Origin of the sequence: Limibacillus sp., from assembly GCA_037379885.1 — a bacterium.
Classification (GTDB): Bacteria; Pseudomonadota; Alphaproteobacteria; order Kiloniellales; family CECT-8803; genus JARRJC01.
This window is the reverse complement of sequence record JARRJC010000021.1, coordinates 47,884-62,541: the sequence shown is the minus strand read 5'-3', so window position 1 is coordinate 62,541 and position 14,658 is coordinate 47,884. Positions and strand designations below refer to the sequence as shown.

Here is a 14,658-nt window from a genome sequence, read left to right as displayed (position 1 = left end):
GGTCTTGGCGGTCGCATCTGTCTGGCCCTCGCCAGTGCCGGGGCAAATGTCGCGGTGGGCTATGCGAGCGGAGAGGACCGTGCAGGTCGGGTAAGCCAAGAGGTAATCGACCAGGGTCGCAGAGCCATTCCCGTGAAAGTCGACCTGAGCGACCCGACTGCCATTGAAGCCGCCGTCGAGACTGTCGTCTCAGAGCTAGGGGCCTTGGACATATTGATCAACAATGCCGGAGTTGCGGCTGGAGGATACTCCATTGAGCCTGGCGACCTTGAAAGTTTCACGCCAGAGATTTGGGACGAGCTAATGGCCCTGAATGTTAGAGGGCCGTATCTCCTAACCCGGGCTGCTGCAAAGGCCTTGAGAGCTTCTGCGTTGGGGCGCGTGGTGAACGTTGGCTCCACGATCGGCGTCGGCTCCTTTTACGCGGACCGCATCTTCCACCCCAGCAAGGCGGCCGTTGTGCCGCTAACGCGGTTTCTGGCTAGCTCTCTCGCGCCTGATGTCACAGTAAATGCCGTCCTCCCAGGCTTAATGTTGGGGACCGGACTAGGTGGTGATGGACAAGGGGCCCACGCCGATGTCTGGCGTGATCGCGCTCTCTGCAAGGAGACTACTTCACTAGATGACGTTGCCAACCAAGTGATCGCCTTCTGTGAAAGCTCGACCATCACGGGGCAATCGCTCGTCATCGACGGTGGTATCAATTTCCAATAAAGGATTCCGTAAGCGCGAACTAGGGTTCCGCTATTGGCTAATAGTGGCAATCGCTTGGAGTTTCGACCGTTCATTGCTTCAGAGCCTTGGTCGGCTATCGCGGTTCAGCGCTCGACCCGCCTATAATGATATTGGTCCTAATCGCTTTGGAGCATCTGTGAGATGAATACACCGCTCAGCGAAGACACAGAGTACGACGATGACTTCATTGCCCGCTTGGAGTTCAGGTGGGGAAAGGGTTTTTTGTCACCTGGAGGCGCCACCGAGGTCCTGACCATAGCTCAGGGAATCCAGATTGAGGGTAGAAAGGTTCTTGATTTCGGATGTGGACTGGGAGGCGCAGATCTTGTTCTGGCTGAGAAGTGCCATCCGAGTTCAGTGATAGGATTGGATATTGATGCGGGACTGATCACCAAAGCCAGGGCTTTGGCAAAGGAGGCCGGATTGGATGGCAAGGTGCAGTTCGTCAAGTCTGACCCAGGGAAACTGGATTTTGAGAATGATAGTTTCGACGTTGTGTTCAGTAAGGACGCGATCCTGCACATCGATGACAAACGTTGGATATATGAAGAGTTCAGTAGGCTCCTGAAAAGCGGAGGCGCTTTGGCAATCTCCGATTGGCTTAAAGCTGAGGGAGATTGCCTTGCACTTGAATCATTCTTTTCGGAAGACTTGGGTCTTACCGTCGTCTTCCAGACCGTCCAAGAGGTGCAGGAACTGCTGGGTTCGATCGGTTTTTCAGACATCGATACAGACGACCGGCATTCCTGGTTCAAGGAACTTACTAAGCGGGAGGCGGACCAGTTATCCGGCCCGCGAAAGGAGGAGTATATCAAGGCGGTTGGCGAGGAGAATGCAATGGCTTCGATTAACGCCGTTCAAAAGCTCGCTTCGATCGCCGAATCTGGTGAGTTACGTCCGACTCATGTTCGAGCGAGGTGGCGTCACTAATCGACTTATGTCCGCTATTGGCTAAAAGCGGTCCTCTGACGCCACCACGCAGGCACTCAAATGCCTGATAACGAATGAACCCAAGAAAAAGATCACGCGCACGCTCGGCAATCGTCTTGAGACAATGCACAAAGGTTCTGATATTCAGCGATACGGAATCGATACACGCGAGACTGACTTGTCCTCAAAAACCGCTGAAAAACTGGATCGCCGCCTATCAGTCGCTCCAATGATGGATTGGACGGACCGGCATGACCGCTATTTCCTGCGGATCATCTCGCGGCGGGTGCTGCTCTACAGCGAGATGGTGACGACAGGCGCGCTGATTCATGGGCCGCGCGAGCGGCTGCTCGCCTTCGATCCGGCCGAGCACCCCGTCGCCTTGCAGGTCGGCGGCAGCGAGCCGGAGGAGCTGGCGCGCGCCGCCGTCTTCGGGCAGCAGGCGGGCTACGACGAGATCAACCTCAATGTCGGCTGTCCCAGCGACCGCGTGCAGTCGGGCCGCTTCGGGGCCTGCCTCATGGCCGAGCCGCAGACCGTCGCCGCCGGTGTCGCCGCCATGATCGCCGAGGTGGACCTGCCGGTGACGGTCAAGTGCCGCATCGGCATCGACGACATGGAGGACTATCCGGACCTTAAGGCCTTCGTGGAAACCGTCGCCGCGGCCGGGTGCCGCAGCTTCACGGTGCATGCCCGCAAGGCCTGGCTCCAGGGTCTCAGCCCCAAGGAGAACCGCGATATCCCGCCGCTCTCCTACGAGACGGTCTACCGCCTGAAGCGGGAACTGCCGGAGTTGGAGGTCTGCATCAACGGCGGGATCAAGACGCTGGAGGAGGCCGAGGCCCATCTGGCCGAGGGCGTGGACGGCGTCATGATCGGGCGCGCCGCCTACCAGACCCCCTACATCCTGGCCGAGGCCGACCGGCGCTTCTTCGGGGCGGAGACGGCGCCGCCCAGCCGCCGTCAGGTGGTGGAGGCCCTGGTTCCCTACATAGAGGCGCGGATGGCCGAGGGCACGCCGCTCAAGTCCATCACGCGCCACATCCTGGGCCTCTACAATGGCCTGCCCGGCGCAAAGCTCTGGCGGCGCATCCTGAGCGAGGAGGCGCACCGCGAGGGCGCGGGCCCCGAGGTCGTGCTGCGCGCACTGGAAGCCGTGGAAGCCCAGATCGCCGCCCGCGAGGCGGCCTAGCCTGAAATCCGCTTGAGCGCCGCCGCCCCGACCTCGTTCAGCGCGGCGCGGAGGTCGCCTGGGGGCTGCCAGCCGAGCGTTTCGCGCAAGCCGCCGTCGTCTGCCAGCATGTCGGTGATCAGGCCCTCGGCCATGATCTCCCGCCCCACGGCCCAGAGCAGAAAGTTGAGGAGCCAGGGCGGAAAGGCACTGAGTTTTGCTTCCCGGCCCATGCCCTCGGCGAGCGCGCGGGCGACATCCGGCGTGGCGAGCGGCGGCGGGTCGGCCACCTCGAAGCGCCCGCCGGGAGCGGCCGGGTGGGTCAGGCAGAGCTCGATCGCCGCCAACAGGCTTTCCAAGGTTACGTAGCTGCGCTGGTTGTCGATGGAGGCCAAGGGCAGGGAGCGTCCCTTGGCGATCCAGCGCGCCAGACGCGGCAGGTTGCCGGGGCCGCCGGGACCGACCACCAGCGGCGCGCGCAGGATGACGATCTCCATCTCCTTTTCCTCGTAGAGGGAGCGCAGCATCTCCTCGGCCTCCAGCTTGGCGATCTGGTAGGGCCGCTTGGCGAGCTTCGCGCCGATGGTGGAGAGGAAGACGAAGCGCCGGACGCCGGCGGCCTGGGCCTGCTCGGCGAGGCTGAGCGTCGCGTCGCGGTTGGCCGCGCGCTGCTTGTTCATGCCCAGCCGGTTCTTGTCGTTGCGGTGGACCCTGGCCGCGCAGTGCACCACGAGGTCCGCGCCCTCCAGCAGGGGACGCCAGTCGGAAAAGGAATGCAGGCCGCGCACCCGCTCGAAGATCGCGCCCTGGCGCGGCTCCGGCTTGCGCTTGTTGTAGCTGCCGACCACGCGGTGCCCCTTGGCGAGGAGATGGTCGGTGAGCGCCCCGCCGATGAAGCCGGAGGCGCCGGTGACGAGAATGCGGCTCATGCCGGTGTCGCCTCCCTGGGCTCGATTGCGGCGTCCAGCGCCGGGAAGAAGGCCGCGAGCGTCAGGCCTCGCAAGCCCAAGAAAAGCGCCATGGACAGCCAAAGTCCGTGGTTGCCGAAGGCAGGGACCAGCAGCCAGACCGCGAGCAGATAGAAGGCGAGCGAGATCAGCATGGCGTTGCGCATGGCCGCGGTCCGCGTCGCCCCGATGAAGATGCCGTCGAGCTGATAGGCCCAGACCGCGACCAAGGGGATCACGGCGATCCAGGGCAGGAAGTCGTCCGTGGCTGCACGCACCGCCTCGATGTCGGTGAAGAGCGCCACGATCGGCGCGCCCGCCAGGGCATAGAGCGCGCAGAAAACCAAGGCGAAGGCCGCCGCCCAGATGGTGGAGGCCTTGACCGCCCCCCGGAAGGCTGCCCGGTTGCGCGCGCCCAGCGCATTGCCCGCCAGCACCTCGACCGCATGCGCGAATCCATCGAGCGCATAGGCGGTGAAGGTCTGGAGCTGCAAGAGGATGGCGTTGGCCGCCAGTTGCAGCTCGCCAAGCTGAGCCGAGCGCGCGGTGAAGACGAAGAAGGCGGTCTCCAGGCAGAGCGTCCGGATGAAGATGTCGAGATTGACCCGGAAGAGCGCCAGCAGCCGCGTGCGCTCCAGAACCCGGTTCCAGTCCCAGACGCCGGGCCGGGCGCGCAGGTTGCGCGCGACGATCCAGAACCCGAAGGCCAGAGCGCTGTACTCGGCGATCAGGGTCGCCAGGGCCACGCCGTCGATGGTCATGCCCAGCCCCAGCACGAAGAGGAGGTTGAGCGCGATGTTGAGCCCGTTGAGCAGCAGTTGCAAAAGCAGCACGGAGCGCGCATCGCCGGAGCCCAGCATCCAGCCCAGGAGCGCATAGGTGATCAGCGTCGCGGGCGCGCCCCAGATGCGGATATCGAAGTAGACCATCGCCAGGTTTTCCACCTGGTCGCTGGCGTCCATCAGCGTGAAGGCGAGCGGGCGGATCAGGATCTGGAGCGCGATCAGCAGCAGGCCGATGACGAGGCCCAGCAGGACCGGGCGGGCCAGCGTGGCGCGCAGCTCCTCTGCGTCTTCCGCGCCGAAGGCCTGGGCGGTGAAGCCGGTCGTGCCCATGCGCAGAAAGCCGAAACCCCAGTAGAGGAAGGAGAAGATCATGGCGCCCACGGCGACCGCGCCGATGTAGGCGGGATCGGGCAGGTGGCCCATGACGGCGGTATCGACCGCGCCCAGGAGCGGCACCGAGGCATTGGACAGGATGATCGGCAGCGCCAGGCCGAGGACGCGCCGGTTCCAGATCTTGGCGTCCGTCACTCTTTTGAGGGCGGTGTTTCGGGCGGGTCGTCGAAGATCGACCAGCCAATGCGCCGCCCGGTTTCAGGCAGCTCGTCCCGCGCGACGTTCCTCACCATGTAGGTCTTGGCGATGAAGTTCGCCGTGATGGCCGCCGTCAGGAACAGGAACAGGGTGATCAGCAGTTCGTGGAAGGAGAAGTGGCCCTTCACCAGAGAGAAGTAGAGCATCGAGGCGATCAGCACCCCGCCGATCCCCAGCGTCGTCGCTTTGGTCGGTGCGTGCAGCCGCTGCATCGTGTCCTTCAGCTTGATCATCCCGAAGGATCCGACCAGGCCGAAGATGCCCGCGATCACGAGGAAGAAGGAAACCAGGATCTCCACGATCAGTTCCATGCCGCCCCCCTCACTCGATGATGTCGCCGCGCAGAACGAAGCGGCAGTAGGCGACGGTGGAGACGAAACCGACCATGGCGATCAGCATCGCCGCCTCGTAGTAGATGGCGGTGCCACCATAGATCCCGTAGAGGATCAGGAGCGCGATCACGTTGATCACCATGGTGTCCAGGGCGAGGATCCGGTCGGCCAGGTCCGGCCCGCGCATGATGCGCCAGAGGTTCAGAAGTAAGCCGATGCCGAAGCACCCCATGGCGAAAGCGAGTGTGGCGTGGATCATTCGAAGATCTCCTTCAGTCGCCCCTCGTAGCGTTGCTTGATCTGGTCGCGAACCCCGTCGGGATCGTCGGTGTGCAGGCAGTGCACCAGGATGCAGCCGGCATCGGCGCTGAGAATGGCCGAAACCGTTCCGGGCGTCATGGTGATCGTGCCCGCTAGGACCGTGATCGCTTCGGGCGCACGCAGTTCAAGCGGCACCGAGATCCAGCGCGAATGGATCTTATCGTTCGGTTTGAACAGGATGATCATCGCCACCTGCACGTTGGCGACGATGATGTCCCACAGCACGATCAGGATGTATTCGGCCGCGACCAGCGGCTTCTTCAGCTTGGGCCGGTCGGGCCAATAGGGCGCCGTCAGGATCGGCACCACCAGGCCCAACGCCGCGCCCAGCAGGAGGTTGCCCAGCGACACCGTGTTGACGAGGCCAAGCCATACCAGCGTGAGCGTGAGGCTGAGCAGCGGGTGAGGGAGAAAACGCTGGAGCATCGGTCAGTTCCCTCCGCTCTGGCCGAGCACGGCCTCGATATAGCTCGAGCGGTCGTAGAGCTGCAGCGAGGTCGCCTCCAGGAAATCGACAACCGGTCCGGCGAAGACCGCGAGCGATGCGAGGATCGCGAGCGTCGCGAAGGTCGGGACAAGCTGGGCCACTCCGGCGCGCGCCGGGGCCTCCGGCTCCGCTCTTCCCTCTGGCTCTTGCACCGCGGGCGGCGCGCCGGCTTCGGGCGCGGTGGATTTCCAGAACAGGATGCTGCCGGCGCGCGCGAAGCCGACGATGGTGAGCAGCGAGCCGATCAGGACGCTCGACCAGGCCCAGACGATGGTTCCCGGATCGCGCAGAGTGTCGAGCACGAAGAGCTTGCCCAGGAAGCCGCTGAGCGGCGGCATCCCGGCCATGCCGATCGCCGCCGCGAAGAACAGCGCGGCGAAGAGACCGTTCTGCACCGTGGCCGGAAGCAGCGAGAGCGCCTCGCTGCCTCGCCGCGCCAACACCAGGTCGGCGAGCAGGAACAGCGCGGCGGCGGCGAAGGTCGAGTGCAGCAGATAGTAGAGGCCCGCCGTGGTCGCTTCCGGCGTGAAGGCCGCCACGGCGACCAGCAGCGTGCCCATCGATCCCACCACGGAGAAGGAGATCAGCGGCAGCAGCCGTTTTGCCCCCAGGACGCCCACGGCGCCGATGGCGATGGTCACGATCGCGGCGGGGAACAGCCAGGCCGCGCTCTGTCCGTCGGTCGCTTCGATCCCCGGCCCAAAGGCGCTGCCATGGACGCGGATGATGGCGTAGGCGCCGACCTTGGTCATGATGGCGAAAAGGGCGGCGACCGGGGCGGGCGCGTTGGCGTAGGTGCCCGGCAACCAGAACTGGACGGGGAAGAGCGCCGCCTTCACGGCGAAGACGATCATCAGCAGCATGGCGGCGACCCGGACCAGGGCCGCGTCTTCGACCGCGATCTCCTGCATGCGCAGGGTGAGATCGGCGAGGTTGAGGGTGCCGGTCGTGGCGTAAAGGACGCCGAGCGCGAACAGGAAGAGGGTCGAGCCCGCTAGGTTGATCACGATGTACTGCAGCCCGGCGCCGAGACGCTGCTGCCCGCCGCCGTGGATCATCAACCCGTAGGAGGCGATCAGCAGCACCTCGAAGAAGACGAAGAGGTTGAAGACGTCCCCGGTCAGAAAGGCGCCCGCCACGCCCATCAACTGGAACTGGAAGAGGGCGTGGAAGTGCCGTCCGCGCGAGTCCCAGCCGGTCGCGGCCGCATGCCAGAGCACGATCAGCGCGAGCACCGAGGTGAGGAGCACCATCAGCGCCGACAGCCGGTCCAGGACCAGCACGATGCCGAAGGGCGGCTGCCAGTCGCCCAGGCGGTATACGAAGGTCTCCCCACCCAGGGTCATGGACAGCAAGTAGGCCGAGATGCCGACGAGGCAGGCCGTGCCCGCGAAGGAGGCGGCGCGCGCCAGCACGATGTCGTGGCGCATGACGAAACCGATCATGGGGGCGAGCAGGGCCGGCAGCAGCACCGGTGCGATGATCCAATGCATTACGACCGCGCCTCCCCATCGCCGGGGTCGGAGGCTTCCTCGTCTATGTTCACTCTGTCGTTGCCCCGCTCGAGGTAGGCCGCCAGCGCCACCAACACCAGGACCGCCGTCATGCCGAAGGAGATCACGATGGCCGTCAGGACCAGGGCCTGGGGCAGCGGGTCGGTATAGGCCGCGCCCTCGTACTTGGAGAGGATCGGCGGCAGGTTGATCGCGAGCCTGCCGGAGGAGAACAGGAAGACGTTCACGGCATAGGACAGCAGCGCCAGCCCCAGAATCACGGGAAAGGCCCTCAGGCGCAGAAGGAGGTAGACCCCGCTTGCGGTCAGCACGCCGACGGAACTTGCGACCAGCAATTCCATATCAGGCCTCTTCCTTCGCGTGGTGGATCCGGTTCTTCGGGTCGTAGTCCATGGGGTCCACGTTGACCGTCTCGCCCGCGTAGCGCGCGATCCGCGACAGGCTGTAGAGCATCAGCATCACCGCGCCCAGGACCGTCAGGAACACGCCCAGGTCGAACAGCGCCGCCGTCGCCAGCTCGAACTCCTCGATGGGCGGGAGGTGCACGTAGCCGAAATCGCTGGTCAGGAAGGGCGTGCCCGCCACCATCGCGCCCGCGCCCGTCAGGCCCGCGATCACGACGCCCCAGCCGATCATGGCGTGGTATTCGATCCGCTTGCGGGCCTGCGTCCAGGCAAAGCCCGACGCCATGTACTGCATCAGCAGCGCGATCGAGATGACCAGGCCCGCGACGAAGCCGCCGCCCGGCTGATTGTGCCCGCGCAGGAAGATGTAGATGCCCACCATCACCGCGATCGGCATCATGACCCGTGTCGCGATAACCATCATCAGCGGGTGGCGGTCCGGCGAGCGGTCCTGGGAATAGTCGGTGTTCCGGAGCCGCCGGGCGGCCGGCCCGTTCAAGAGCGTCTCCATCAGGGCGAAGATCAGCAAACCGGCGATCCCCAGCACGATGATCTCGCCGTAGGTGTCGTAGCCACGGAAGTCGACCAGGATCACGTTGACCACATTGGTGCCGCCGCCGCCTTTGTAGGAATTGGCCAGGTGATAGTCGGAGATCGTGCTGATGTCGCGGACCATGAAGGCGTAGGCCAAGGCCCCGATGCCGAGACCGGCGGCCCCGGCGATCCCGGCATCGCGCAGGCGCAGCGCAGTGCTGCTTTCCGCCGGCGTCTCCTTCGGCAGGAAGTGCAGCGCCAGCAGCAGCAGCATGATGGTCACCGTCTCGACCGAGATCTGGGTGAGCGCCAGATCGGGCGCTGAGAGGTAGATGAAGCCCGCGGAGAGCATCAAGCCGATGATCCCGATCAGCACCAGGGCGCGGAAGCGGCGGCGGTGCATCACCACCAGCGAGAGCGAGGCCACCATCAGCAGGATCCAGCCCGCCAGGACGACCGGCGGGACGGGCAGGAGATCGCGCGTCGGCTCGGTCATGCCGCCGCCTGACCAGGCCGCGTAGCCCAGGAACACGCTGGCCAGGACGAAGATCGCGAGATAGCGGCTGATGGCGCCGTTGTGCGTTGCCTCGCTCACCCAGCGCGCCGCGCCGACGCAACCGGCGATCAGGCGGTCGAAGATGACCTTGGCCTCGGGGCGCGGCAGGGCGTTCCAGACGCCGTCGAGCGGACGGTGCAGGCTCAGCAGGCCGAGGCCGCCGAGCACCGCTGCGATCGACATGAAGAGCGCCGGCGTGATGCCGTGCCAGATCTTGAGCGAGTAGTAGGGCAGCTCCGGGCTGCCGATCACGGCCCCGCCCGCGACCGCGACCAGCGGGCCGACGATGAGCGCGGGCAGGATACCGATCACCACCACCAGCACGGCCAGCAGACCGGGTGCCGCCCACATGCCGAAGGGCGGATCGTGCGGCTTGTGCGGATAGTCGTCGCGGACCGGGCCCAGGAAGACATGGGCGATGAAGCGGAAGGAATAGGCGACCGAGAGCAGCGCGCCCAGCGTGGCCAGCACCGGCACCGCCAGGTGGCTCCCCGCCCAGGCGGTGTGCGCCGCCTCCTCCAGCATCATCTCCTTGGAGAGGAAGCCGTTGAACAGCGGGATTCCGGCCATGGAGAGCGCCGCCACGGTGCCGATCACGAAGGTGACGGGCATCAGGTGCCTCAAGCCGCCCAAGCGCTTGATGTCGCGGGTGTGCGTCTCGTGGTCGACGATGCCGGCGACCATGAAGAGCGAGGCCTTGAAGGTCAGGTGGTTGATGATGTGGAACACCGCCACGACCGCCGCCAGAGGGCTGCCGAAGCCCAGCAGCATGGTCAGCAGGCCCAGGTGACTGACCGTGGAGAAGGCCAGCAACGCCTTCAGGTCGTCCTTGAACAGCGCGATCAAGGCGCCCAGCACCATCGTGATCAGCCCCGTGGTGGCGACGATGTAGAACCAGGCGTCGGTCCCGGAAAGCACGGGCCACATCCGGGCCATCAGGAAGACGCCGGCCTTCACCATGGTGGCCGAGTGCAGGTAGGCCGAAACCGGGGTCGGCGCCGCCATGGCGTGCGGCAGCCAGAAATGGAACGGGAACTGCGCGGACTTCGTAAAGGCGCCCAAGAGGATCAGGATCAGCGCTGGCAAGTACCACTCGGAGGCGCGGATCTGCTCCCCCGCGGTCAGGATGTCGGTCAGGTTGTAGCTGCCCACGATGTCGCCCAGGATCAGCATGCCGCCGATCATCGCGAGCCCGCCCGCGCCGGTCACCGCCAGCGCCATGCGCGCGCCCTGCCGTCCCTCCGGCAGGTGCTTCCAGTAGCCGATCAACAGGAAGGAGGAGAGGCTCGTCAGCTCCCAGAAGATCAGCAGCAACAGGATGTTGTCGGAGACGACGATACCCAGCATCGCGCCCTGGAACAGAAGCAGATAGGTGTAGAACTGCCCCATCGGGTCGTCGCCCGACAGGTAGTAGCGCGCATAGAGGGTGATCAGCAGGCCGACGCCCAGGATCATCCCCGCGAACAGCAGACCCAGTCCGTCCAGGAAGAAAGTGGCCGACAAGCCCAGTTGCGGCAGCCAGGCGAGCTCCGCCTGGATCACCTTGCCCTGCATCACCTCGGGCGCCAGAACGCACAGCATCACCAGCGCCAGGGCCGTGGGCGCCGCCGTGAACCAGGCGCAGGCCGTCCGCCCCGCGCGGATCATGAGCCCCGGCACCAGCGCGCCCAGGAACGGCAGCGCTGCGATGATCAGAAGGAGGTTGCTCTCAACGGCCATTGCTACCTAGTCCGCCAGATCCTGGACAGCGAGAGCGGGCACGCGACGGTCCCGCGCGAACACCTCTCTCTTGAAAACTGATAGGTGAATTGGCTCCAAAGCTCCCCCCGGTCCAGTACCTGCACCCCGGTTCTCCCCCTGATCCGGCGCCCTTTTCAAGGATGGCGGACCCGACCCCCGGAACAAGTCCCGGACATCAAAATGGTTCGGAAACTTATTTGGTTCTCGCCGCTGGCTCAAGCGCCAAGCGTCCCGCCGAAGCGCGAGAAGTCTATCGGCTTGCTGCGGTCGAGGGTCTGGTGAGTCTCCGGCATGGGATATTTCAGGCCGCTTGCGCAGTTGTAGAGCACGGCCTTGTCGCTGGGCTTTATGAGCCCCTCGGCCAGCGCCCTTTCATAGGCGGCCAGGGTGGCGGCGCCCTCGGGGCAGAGCAGCAGGCCCTCCTCGCGCGCGCAGCGGTCGCGGGCCTCCATGATCGCCGCGTCGTCGAGCGCCATGGCGAAGCCGTTCGATTCCCGCACCGCCCGCAGAATCAGGAAGTCCCCGACCGCCACCGGCACGCGGATGCCGGCTGCCACCGTGTGGGCGTTCTCCCAGAGAGGGGCGTGCTCTTCGCCGTCCTCCCAGGCCTTGACGATGGGCGCGCAGCCGCTGGCCTGCACCGCCACCATCTTCGGGCGCTTGGAGCCGATCCAGCCCATGTCGGCCAGTTCCTGGAAGGCCTTCCACATGCCGATCAGGCCGGTGCCGCCGCCGGTCGGGTAGAAGATCACGTCGGGCAGACGCCAGCCCAGTTGCTCGGCCAGTTCCAGCCCCATGGTCTTCTTGCCTTCGATCCGGTAGGGCTCCTTCAGGGTCGAGAGGTCGAACCAGCCGGCCTTCTCCTTGCCTTCCCCGACGATCTTGCCGCAGTCGTTGATCAGGCCGTTGACCTTGTAGACGTCCGCGCCCTGCAGCGCGATCTCGCGCAGGTTGATCTCCGGCGTGTCCTCCGGCGCCAGCACGGTCGCCTTGATGCCCGCCTTGGCCGCATAGGCCGCCATGGCCGCGCCCGCGTTGCCGTTGGTCGGCATGGCGAGGTGCTTGATGCCCAGCTCCTTGGCCATGGAGACCGCCAGCGCCAGGCCACGCGCCTTGAAGGACCCGGTCGGAAGGCGCCCCTCGTCCTTGACCAGCAGCTTGCCGTTCGACGGGCCGAGACGGTCGAGCGGGATGAGCGGCGTCATGACCTCGCCGAGCGATAGGCAGTTCTTGGTCTCGCGCACCGGCAGGAACTCCCGGTAGCGCCAGAATCCCATGCCCTTGCGCTCCTTCAGGGCGCGCTTGGAGATGGCCGCGGCCAGCGCCGGCAGGTCGTAGCGCACCAGAAGCGGCCGTCCGGCCTTGGAGAGACCCTGGACCTGATCGGCCTCATAGGTCTCTCCCGTCAGGGAGCATTCCAGATGGGTGACGAAGGTCTCGACGTTCAGATCCATGGGCCCGCGGCTCCCTCGGGGTCGGTTATCGGCGATCAGCCCCAGAGGGCGGCTTCGGGCGGCGCCATGACGCTGCCGGAAAAGGCGATCGCCGGCTGATTGTCCTCGGCGATCCAGAGCGGCCCGTCCAGGTCGGTGTAGTCCGCGCCCTGAGCCAGCAGCATGGCGGGGGCCATGGCGAGCGAGGTCGCCATCATGCAGCCGATCATGATGCCGTAACCCTCGGCCAGCGCCGCCTCCTTCAGGGCCAACGCCTCGGTCAGGCCGCCGGCCTTGTCGAGCTTGATGTTGGCGATGTCGTACTTGCCCTTCAGCTTGGGCAGGCTGGCCCGGTCGTGACAGGACTCGTCCGCGCAGAGCGGCACGGGCCGGTCTTCGCCCAGAAGCGCATCGTCCATATCGGCGTGCAGGGGCTGCTCGATGAGGGCGACGCCCAGCTCTGCCAGCTTCGGCGCCAGATCCCTGTACTGTAGCAGGCTCCAGCCCTCGTTGGCGTCCACGATAACCGTGGAGTCCGGGGCGTTCGCACGTACGGCACGTACACGGTCCAGGTCTTCCGGCCCCGCCAGCTTCAGCTTCAGGAGCGGGCGCTGGGCGTTGGCCTTGGCGGCCTCGCCCATCTTCTCCGGCGTGTCGAGGGAAAGGGTGTAGGCGCTGACCACGCCCTCCGGCGCGGGGATGCCCGCAAGCTCCCAGGCCCGCTTGCCGCTGCGCTTGGCCTCGAGGTCCCAGAGCGCGCAATCCAGGCCGTTCCGGGCCGCTCCGGCGGGCAGTAACTCCTGCAGGGCCTCCCGGTCGAGCCCGGCGGACAGCGAGCCGCGCAGCGACTCGATCTCCGCCATGACGCTCTCGAAGCTCTCGCCGTAGCGCTTGTAGGGAACGCATTCGCCGCGCCCCTGGAAGCTGCCGTCATCGAGCCGGACCATTAGGACTTCCTGCTCCGTACGCGAGCCGCGCGAGATGGTGAAGACCCCGCGCATGGGCCAGGACTGACGCTCCAGTTTCAGGTTGACGGCGGGCATGATCCGCCGCTCAGCCGAGGTTCGCGGCAATGCGCGCGACGCCGTCGCGCACCGGGTCGACGCTGGGCAGGCCGTACTGCGCCTCAAGCTCGGCGAGGTAGCCCTTGGCCTCTTCCGCCTCCAGCCCCGAAGTGTTGACGCAGATGCCGACGAAGCGGCAGTCCGGGTTCACCATGCGGGCCATGGTTAGGTTGACCTCCATGCACTCGCCCAGGTCGGGCAGCTTGTAGTCCGGCAGGCCGCGCATGTGGGCGCGCGTCGGCTCGTGGCAGAGGATCAGCGCATCAGGCTGGGAGCCGTGGATCAGGCCCAGCGACACGCCGGCGAAGGAGGCGTGGAAGAGAGAGCCCTGCCCCTCGACCACGTCCCAGTGGTCCTCGTCGTTCGCGGGACAGAGCCACTCGACGCAGCCGGAGATGAAGTCGGCCACCACGGCATCCACGGAGACCCCATCGCCGGCGATGAAGATGCCGGTCTGGCCGGTGGCGCGGAAGCTGGCCTTCATGCCTTGCGCCTTCATCTCCTTTTCCATGGCGAGGGCTGTGTACATCTTGCCGACCGAGCAGTCGGTGCCGACCGCCAGCAGGCGCTTGCCGGGCCGCTTGGTTCCGGCGGCCACGTCGAAGCTGCGGGTCGGGTGACGCACGTCGAAGAGCTTGCGGCCGTTGCGCTTGGCTGCCTCGGCGATCTCGGGCACGTCGGCGACCTTGTTGTGGAGCCCGGCGGCCACGTCCATGCCGAGGTCGAGCGCCTTGACCAGCTGCTCCACCCAGGTCTTGCCGATCACGCCGCCCCGGTTGGCGACACCCACCACGACGGTCTTGATGCCGGCCTCGGCGGCCTCTTCGATGGTCATGTCGGGCAGTTTCAGGTCGGCCTTGCAGCCTTCCAGCCGGAACTGGCCCTTGCACCACTCGGGACGCCAGTGCGCGACGCCGCCTGCCACCTTCGCGGCCAATTGGTCGGGGGCATCGCCCAGGAACATGAGATAGGGGTGTTCGATCGCCATGACGTCAAAAAATCCTTCCGCTTTTGGAAAGCCTGTCAGAGGGAGCTATCTGTAGCTCCAGATGTTGCAAAGTCGCTGGAAGGGCGGCTTTATAGCGCCTATCAAGCGACGGGACGCGAGATTTAG

At 65.7% G+C, this 14,658-nt stretch carries 14 protein-coding genes; 3 read left to right on the top strand and 11 right to left on the bottom strand.

Going from position 1 to position 14,658, the window contains the following annotated elements; genetic code table 11:
• From P8X75_08595 to dusA, 3 genes are all read left to right on the top strand, one after another.
• The coding region (locus tag P8X75_08595; GenBank protein MEJ1995260.1) for an SDR family oxidoreductase at positions 1-714 on the top strand (714 nt) is incomplete at its 5' end.
• Positions 715-876: 162 nt separating this feature from the next.
• On the top strand, positions 877-1,665 hold the full coding sequence (locus P8X75_08590) for a methyltransferase domain-containing protein (GenBank protein ID MEJ1995259.1): 789 nt from the start codon (positions 877-879) through the stop codon (positions 1,663-1,665).
• 124 nt (positions 1,666-1,789) lie between these two features.
• A complete protein-coding gene (dusA, locus tag P8X75_08585; GenBank protein ID MEJ1995258.1) occupies positions 1,790-2,857 on the top strand; it encodes a tRNA dihydrouridine(20/20a) synthase DusA in 1,068 nt (355 codons plus the stop codon).
• Here dusA and P8X75_08580 read toward each other — a convergent pair.
• The 11 genes from P8X75_08580 to P8X75_08530 form a co-directional block, all read right to left on the bottom strand.
• On the bottom strand, positions 2,854-3,765 hold the full coding sequence (locus tag P8X75_08580) for an NAD-dependent epimerase/dehydratase family protein (protein ID MEJ1995257.1): 912 nt from the start codon (positions 3,763-3,765) through the stop codon (positions 2,854-2,856). The two genes, dusA and P8X75_08580, sit on opposite strands and share 4 nt — an antisense overlap.
• A complete protein-coding gene (locus P8X75_08575; GenBank protein MEJ1995256.1) occupies positions 3,762-5,096 on the bottom strand; it encodes an MATE family efflux transporter in 1,335 nt (444 codons plus the stop codon). The genes P8X75_08580 and P8X75_08575 overlap by 4 nt, the downstream gene beginning before the upstream one ends.
• Positions 5,093-5,470 carry a Na+/H+ antiporter subunit G gene (locus P8X75_08570; GenBank protein MEJ1995255.1) on the bottom strand — a complete coding sequence of 126 codons (378 nt, stop codon included), beginning with the start codon at positions 5,468-5,470 and terminating at the stop codon, positions 5,093-5,095. The genes P8X75_08575 and P8X75_08570 overlap by 4 nt, the downstream gene beginning before the upstream one ends.
• Before the next feature lie 10 nt (positions 5,471-5,480).
• Positions 5,481-5,750, bottom strand: coding sequence for a K+/H+ antiporter subunit F (locus P8X75_08565; GenBank protein MEJ1995254.1), 270 nt, complete (start codon positions 5,748-5,750; stop codon positions 5,481-5,483).
• Entirely contained in the window at positions 5,747-6,238 is a 492-nt protein-coding gene (locus P8X75_08560; protein ID MEJ1995253.1) for a Na+/H+ antiporter subunit E, read from the bottom strand. Before P8X75_08560 ends, P8X75_08565 begins: the two co-directional genes overlap by 4 nt.
• Before the next feature lie 3 nt (positions 6,239-6,241).
• Complete coding sequence (locus P8X75_08555) at positions 6,242-7,792, bottom strand: monovalent cation/H+ antiporter subunit D (GenBank protein MEJ1995252.1); 1,551 nt, start codon at positions 7,790-7,792, stop codon at positions 6,242-6,244.
• Positions 7,792-8,154, bottom strand: a complete 363-nt coding sequence (locus P8X75_08550; GenBank protein ID MEJ1995251.1) for a Na+/H+ antiporter subunit C — start codon at positions 8,152-8,154, stop codon at positions 7,792-7,794. Before P8X75_08550 ends, P8X75_08555 begins: the two co-directional genes overlap by 1 nt.
• A 1-nt stretch (position 8,155) precedes the next feature.
• Positions 8,156-11,026, bottom strand: a complete 2,871-nt coding sequence (locus tag P8X75_08545; protein MEJ1995250.1) for a monovalent cation/H+ antiporter subunit A — start codon at positions 11,024-11,026, stop codon at positions 8,156-8,158.
• 236 nt (positions 11,027-11,262) lie between these two features.
• Positions 11,263-12,501: a threonine synthase gene (locus tag P8X75_08540; GenBank protein MEJ1995249.1), complete on the bottom strand. Its 1,239-nt coding sequence runs from the start codon at positions 12,499-12,501 to the stop codon at positions 11,263-11,265.
• A gap of 35 nt (positions 12,502-12,536) precedes the next feature.
• Positions 12,537-13,523 (bottom strand): dipeptide epimerase, encoded by a 987-nt coding sequence (locus tag P8X75_08535; protein MEJ1995248.1) that lies wholly within the window; start codon positions 13,521-13,523, stop codon positions 12,537-12,539.
• A 10-nt stretch (positions 13,524-13,533) separates the two neighbouring features.
• Positions 13,534-14,532 carry a DUF1611 domain-containing protein gene (locus P8X75_08530; GenBank protein ID MEJ1995247.1) on the bottom strand — a complete coding sequence of 333 codons (999 nt, stop codon included), beginning with the start codon at positions 14,530-14,532 and terminating at the stop codon, positions 13,534-13,536.
• Positions 14,533-14,658 lie beyond the last annotated feature (126 nt).

Excerpts from the sequence above, each read along its gene's own strand:
- P8X75_08560 (MEJ1995253.1), bottom strand. The coding sequence starts at position 6,238 with ATGCTCCAGCGTTTTCTCCCTCACCCGCTGCTCAGCCTCACGCTCACG.
- P8X75_08590 (MEJ1995259.1), top strand. The coding sequence starts at position 877 with ATGAATACACCGCTCAGCGAAGACACAGAGTACGACGATGACTTCATT.
- P8X75_08580 (MEJ1995257.1), bottom strand. The coding sequence starts at position 3,765 with ATGAGCCGCATTCTCGTCACCGGCGCCTCCGGCTTCATCGGCGGGGCG.
- P8X75_08540 (MEJ1995249.1), bottom strand. The coding sequence starts at position 12,501 with ATGGATCTGAACGTCGAGACCTTCGTCACCCATCTGGAATGCTCCCTG.
- P8X75_08530 (MEJ1995247.1), bottom strand. The coding sequence starts at position 14,532 with ATGGCGATCGAACACCCCTATCTCATGTTCCTGGGCGATGCCCCCGAC.
- P8X75_08555 (MEJ1995252.1), bottom strand. The coding sequence starts at position 7,792 with ATGCATTGGATCATCGCACCGGTGCTGCTGCCGGCCCTGCTCGCCCCC.
- dusA (MEJ1995258.1), top strand. The coding sequence starts at position 1,790 with ATGCACAAAGGTTCTGATATTCAGCGATACGGAATCGATACACGCGAG.
- P8X75_08535 (MEJ1995248.1), bottom strand. The coding sequence starts at position 13,523 with ATGCCCGCCGTCAACCTGAAACTGGAGCGTCAGTCCTGGCCCATGCGC.
- P8X75_08550 (MEJ1995251.1), bottom strand. The coding sequence starts at position 8,154 with ATGGAATTGCTGGTCGCAAGTTCCGTCGGCGTGCTGACCGCAAGCGGG.
- P8X75_08565 (MEJ1995254.1), bottom strand. The coding sequence starts at position 5,750 with ATGATCCACGCCACACTCGCTTTCGCCATGGGGTGCTTCGGCATCGGC.
- P8X75_08545 (MEJ1995250.1), bottom strand. The coding sequence starts at position 11,026 with ATGGCCGTTGAGAGCAACCTCCTTCTGATCATCGCAGCGCTGCCGTTC.
- P8X75_08570 (MEJ1995255.1), bottom strand. The coding sequence starts at position 5,470 with ATGGAACTGATCGTGGAGATCCTGGTTTCCTTCTTCCTCGTGATCGCG.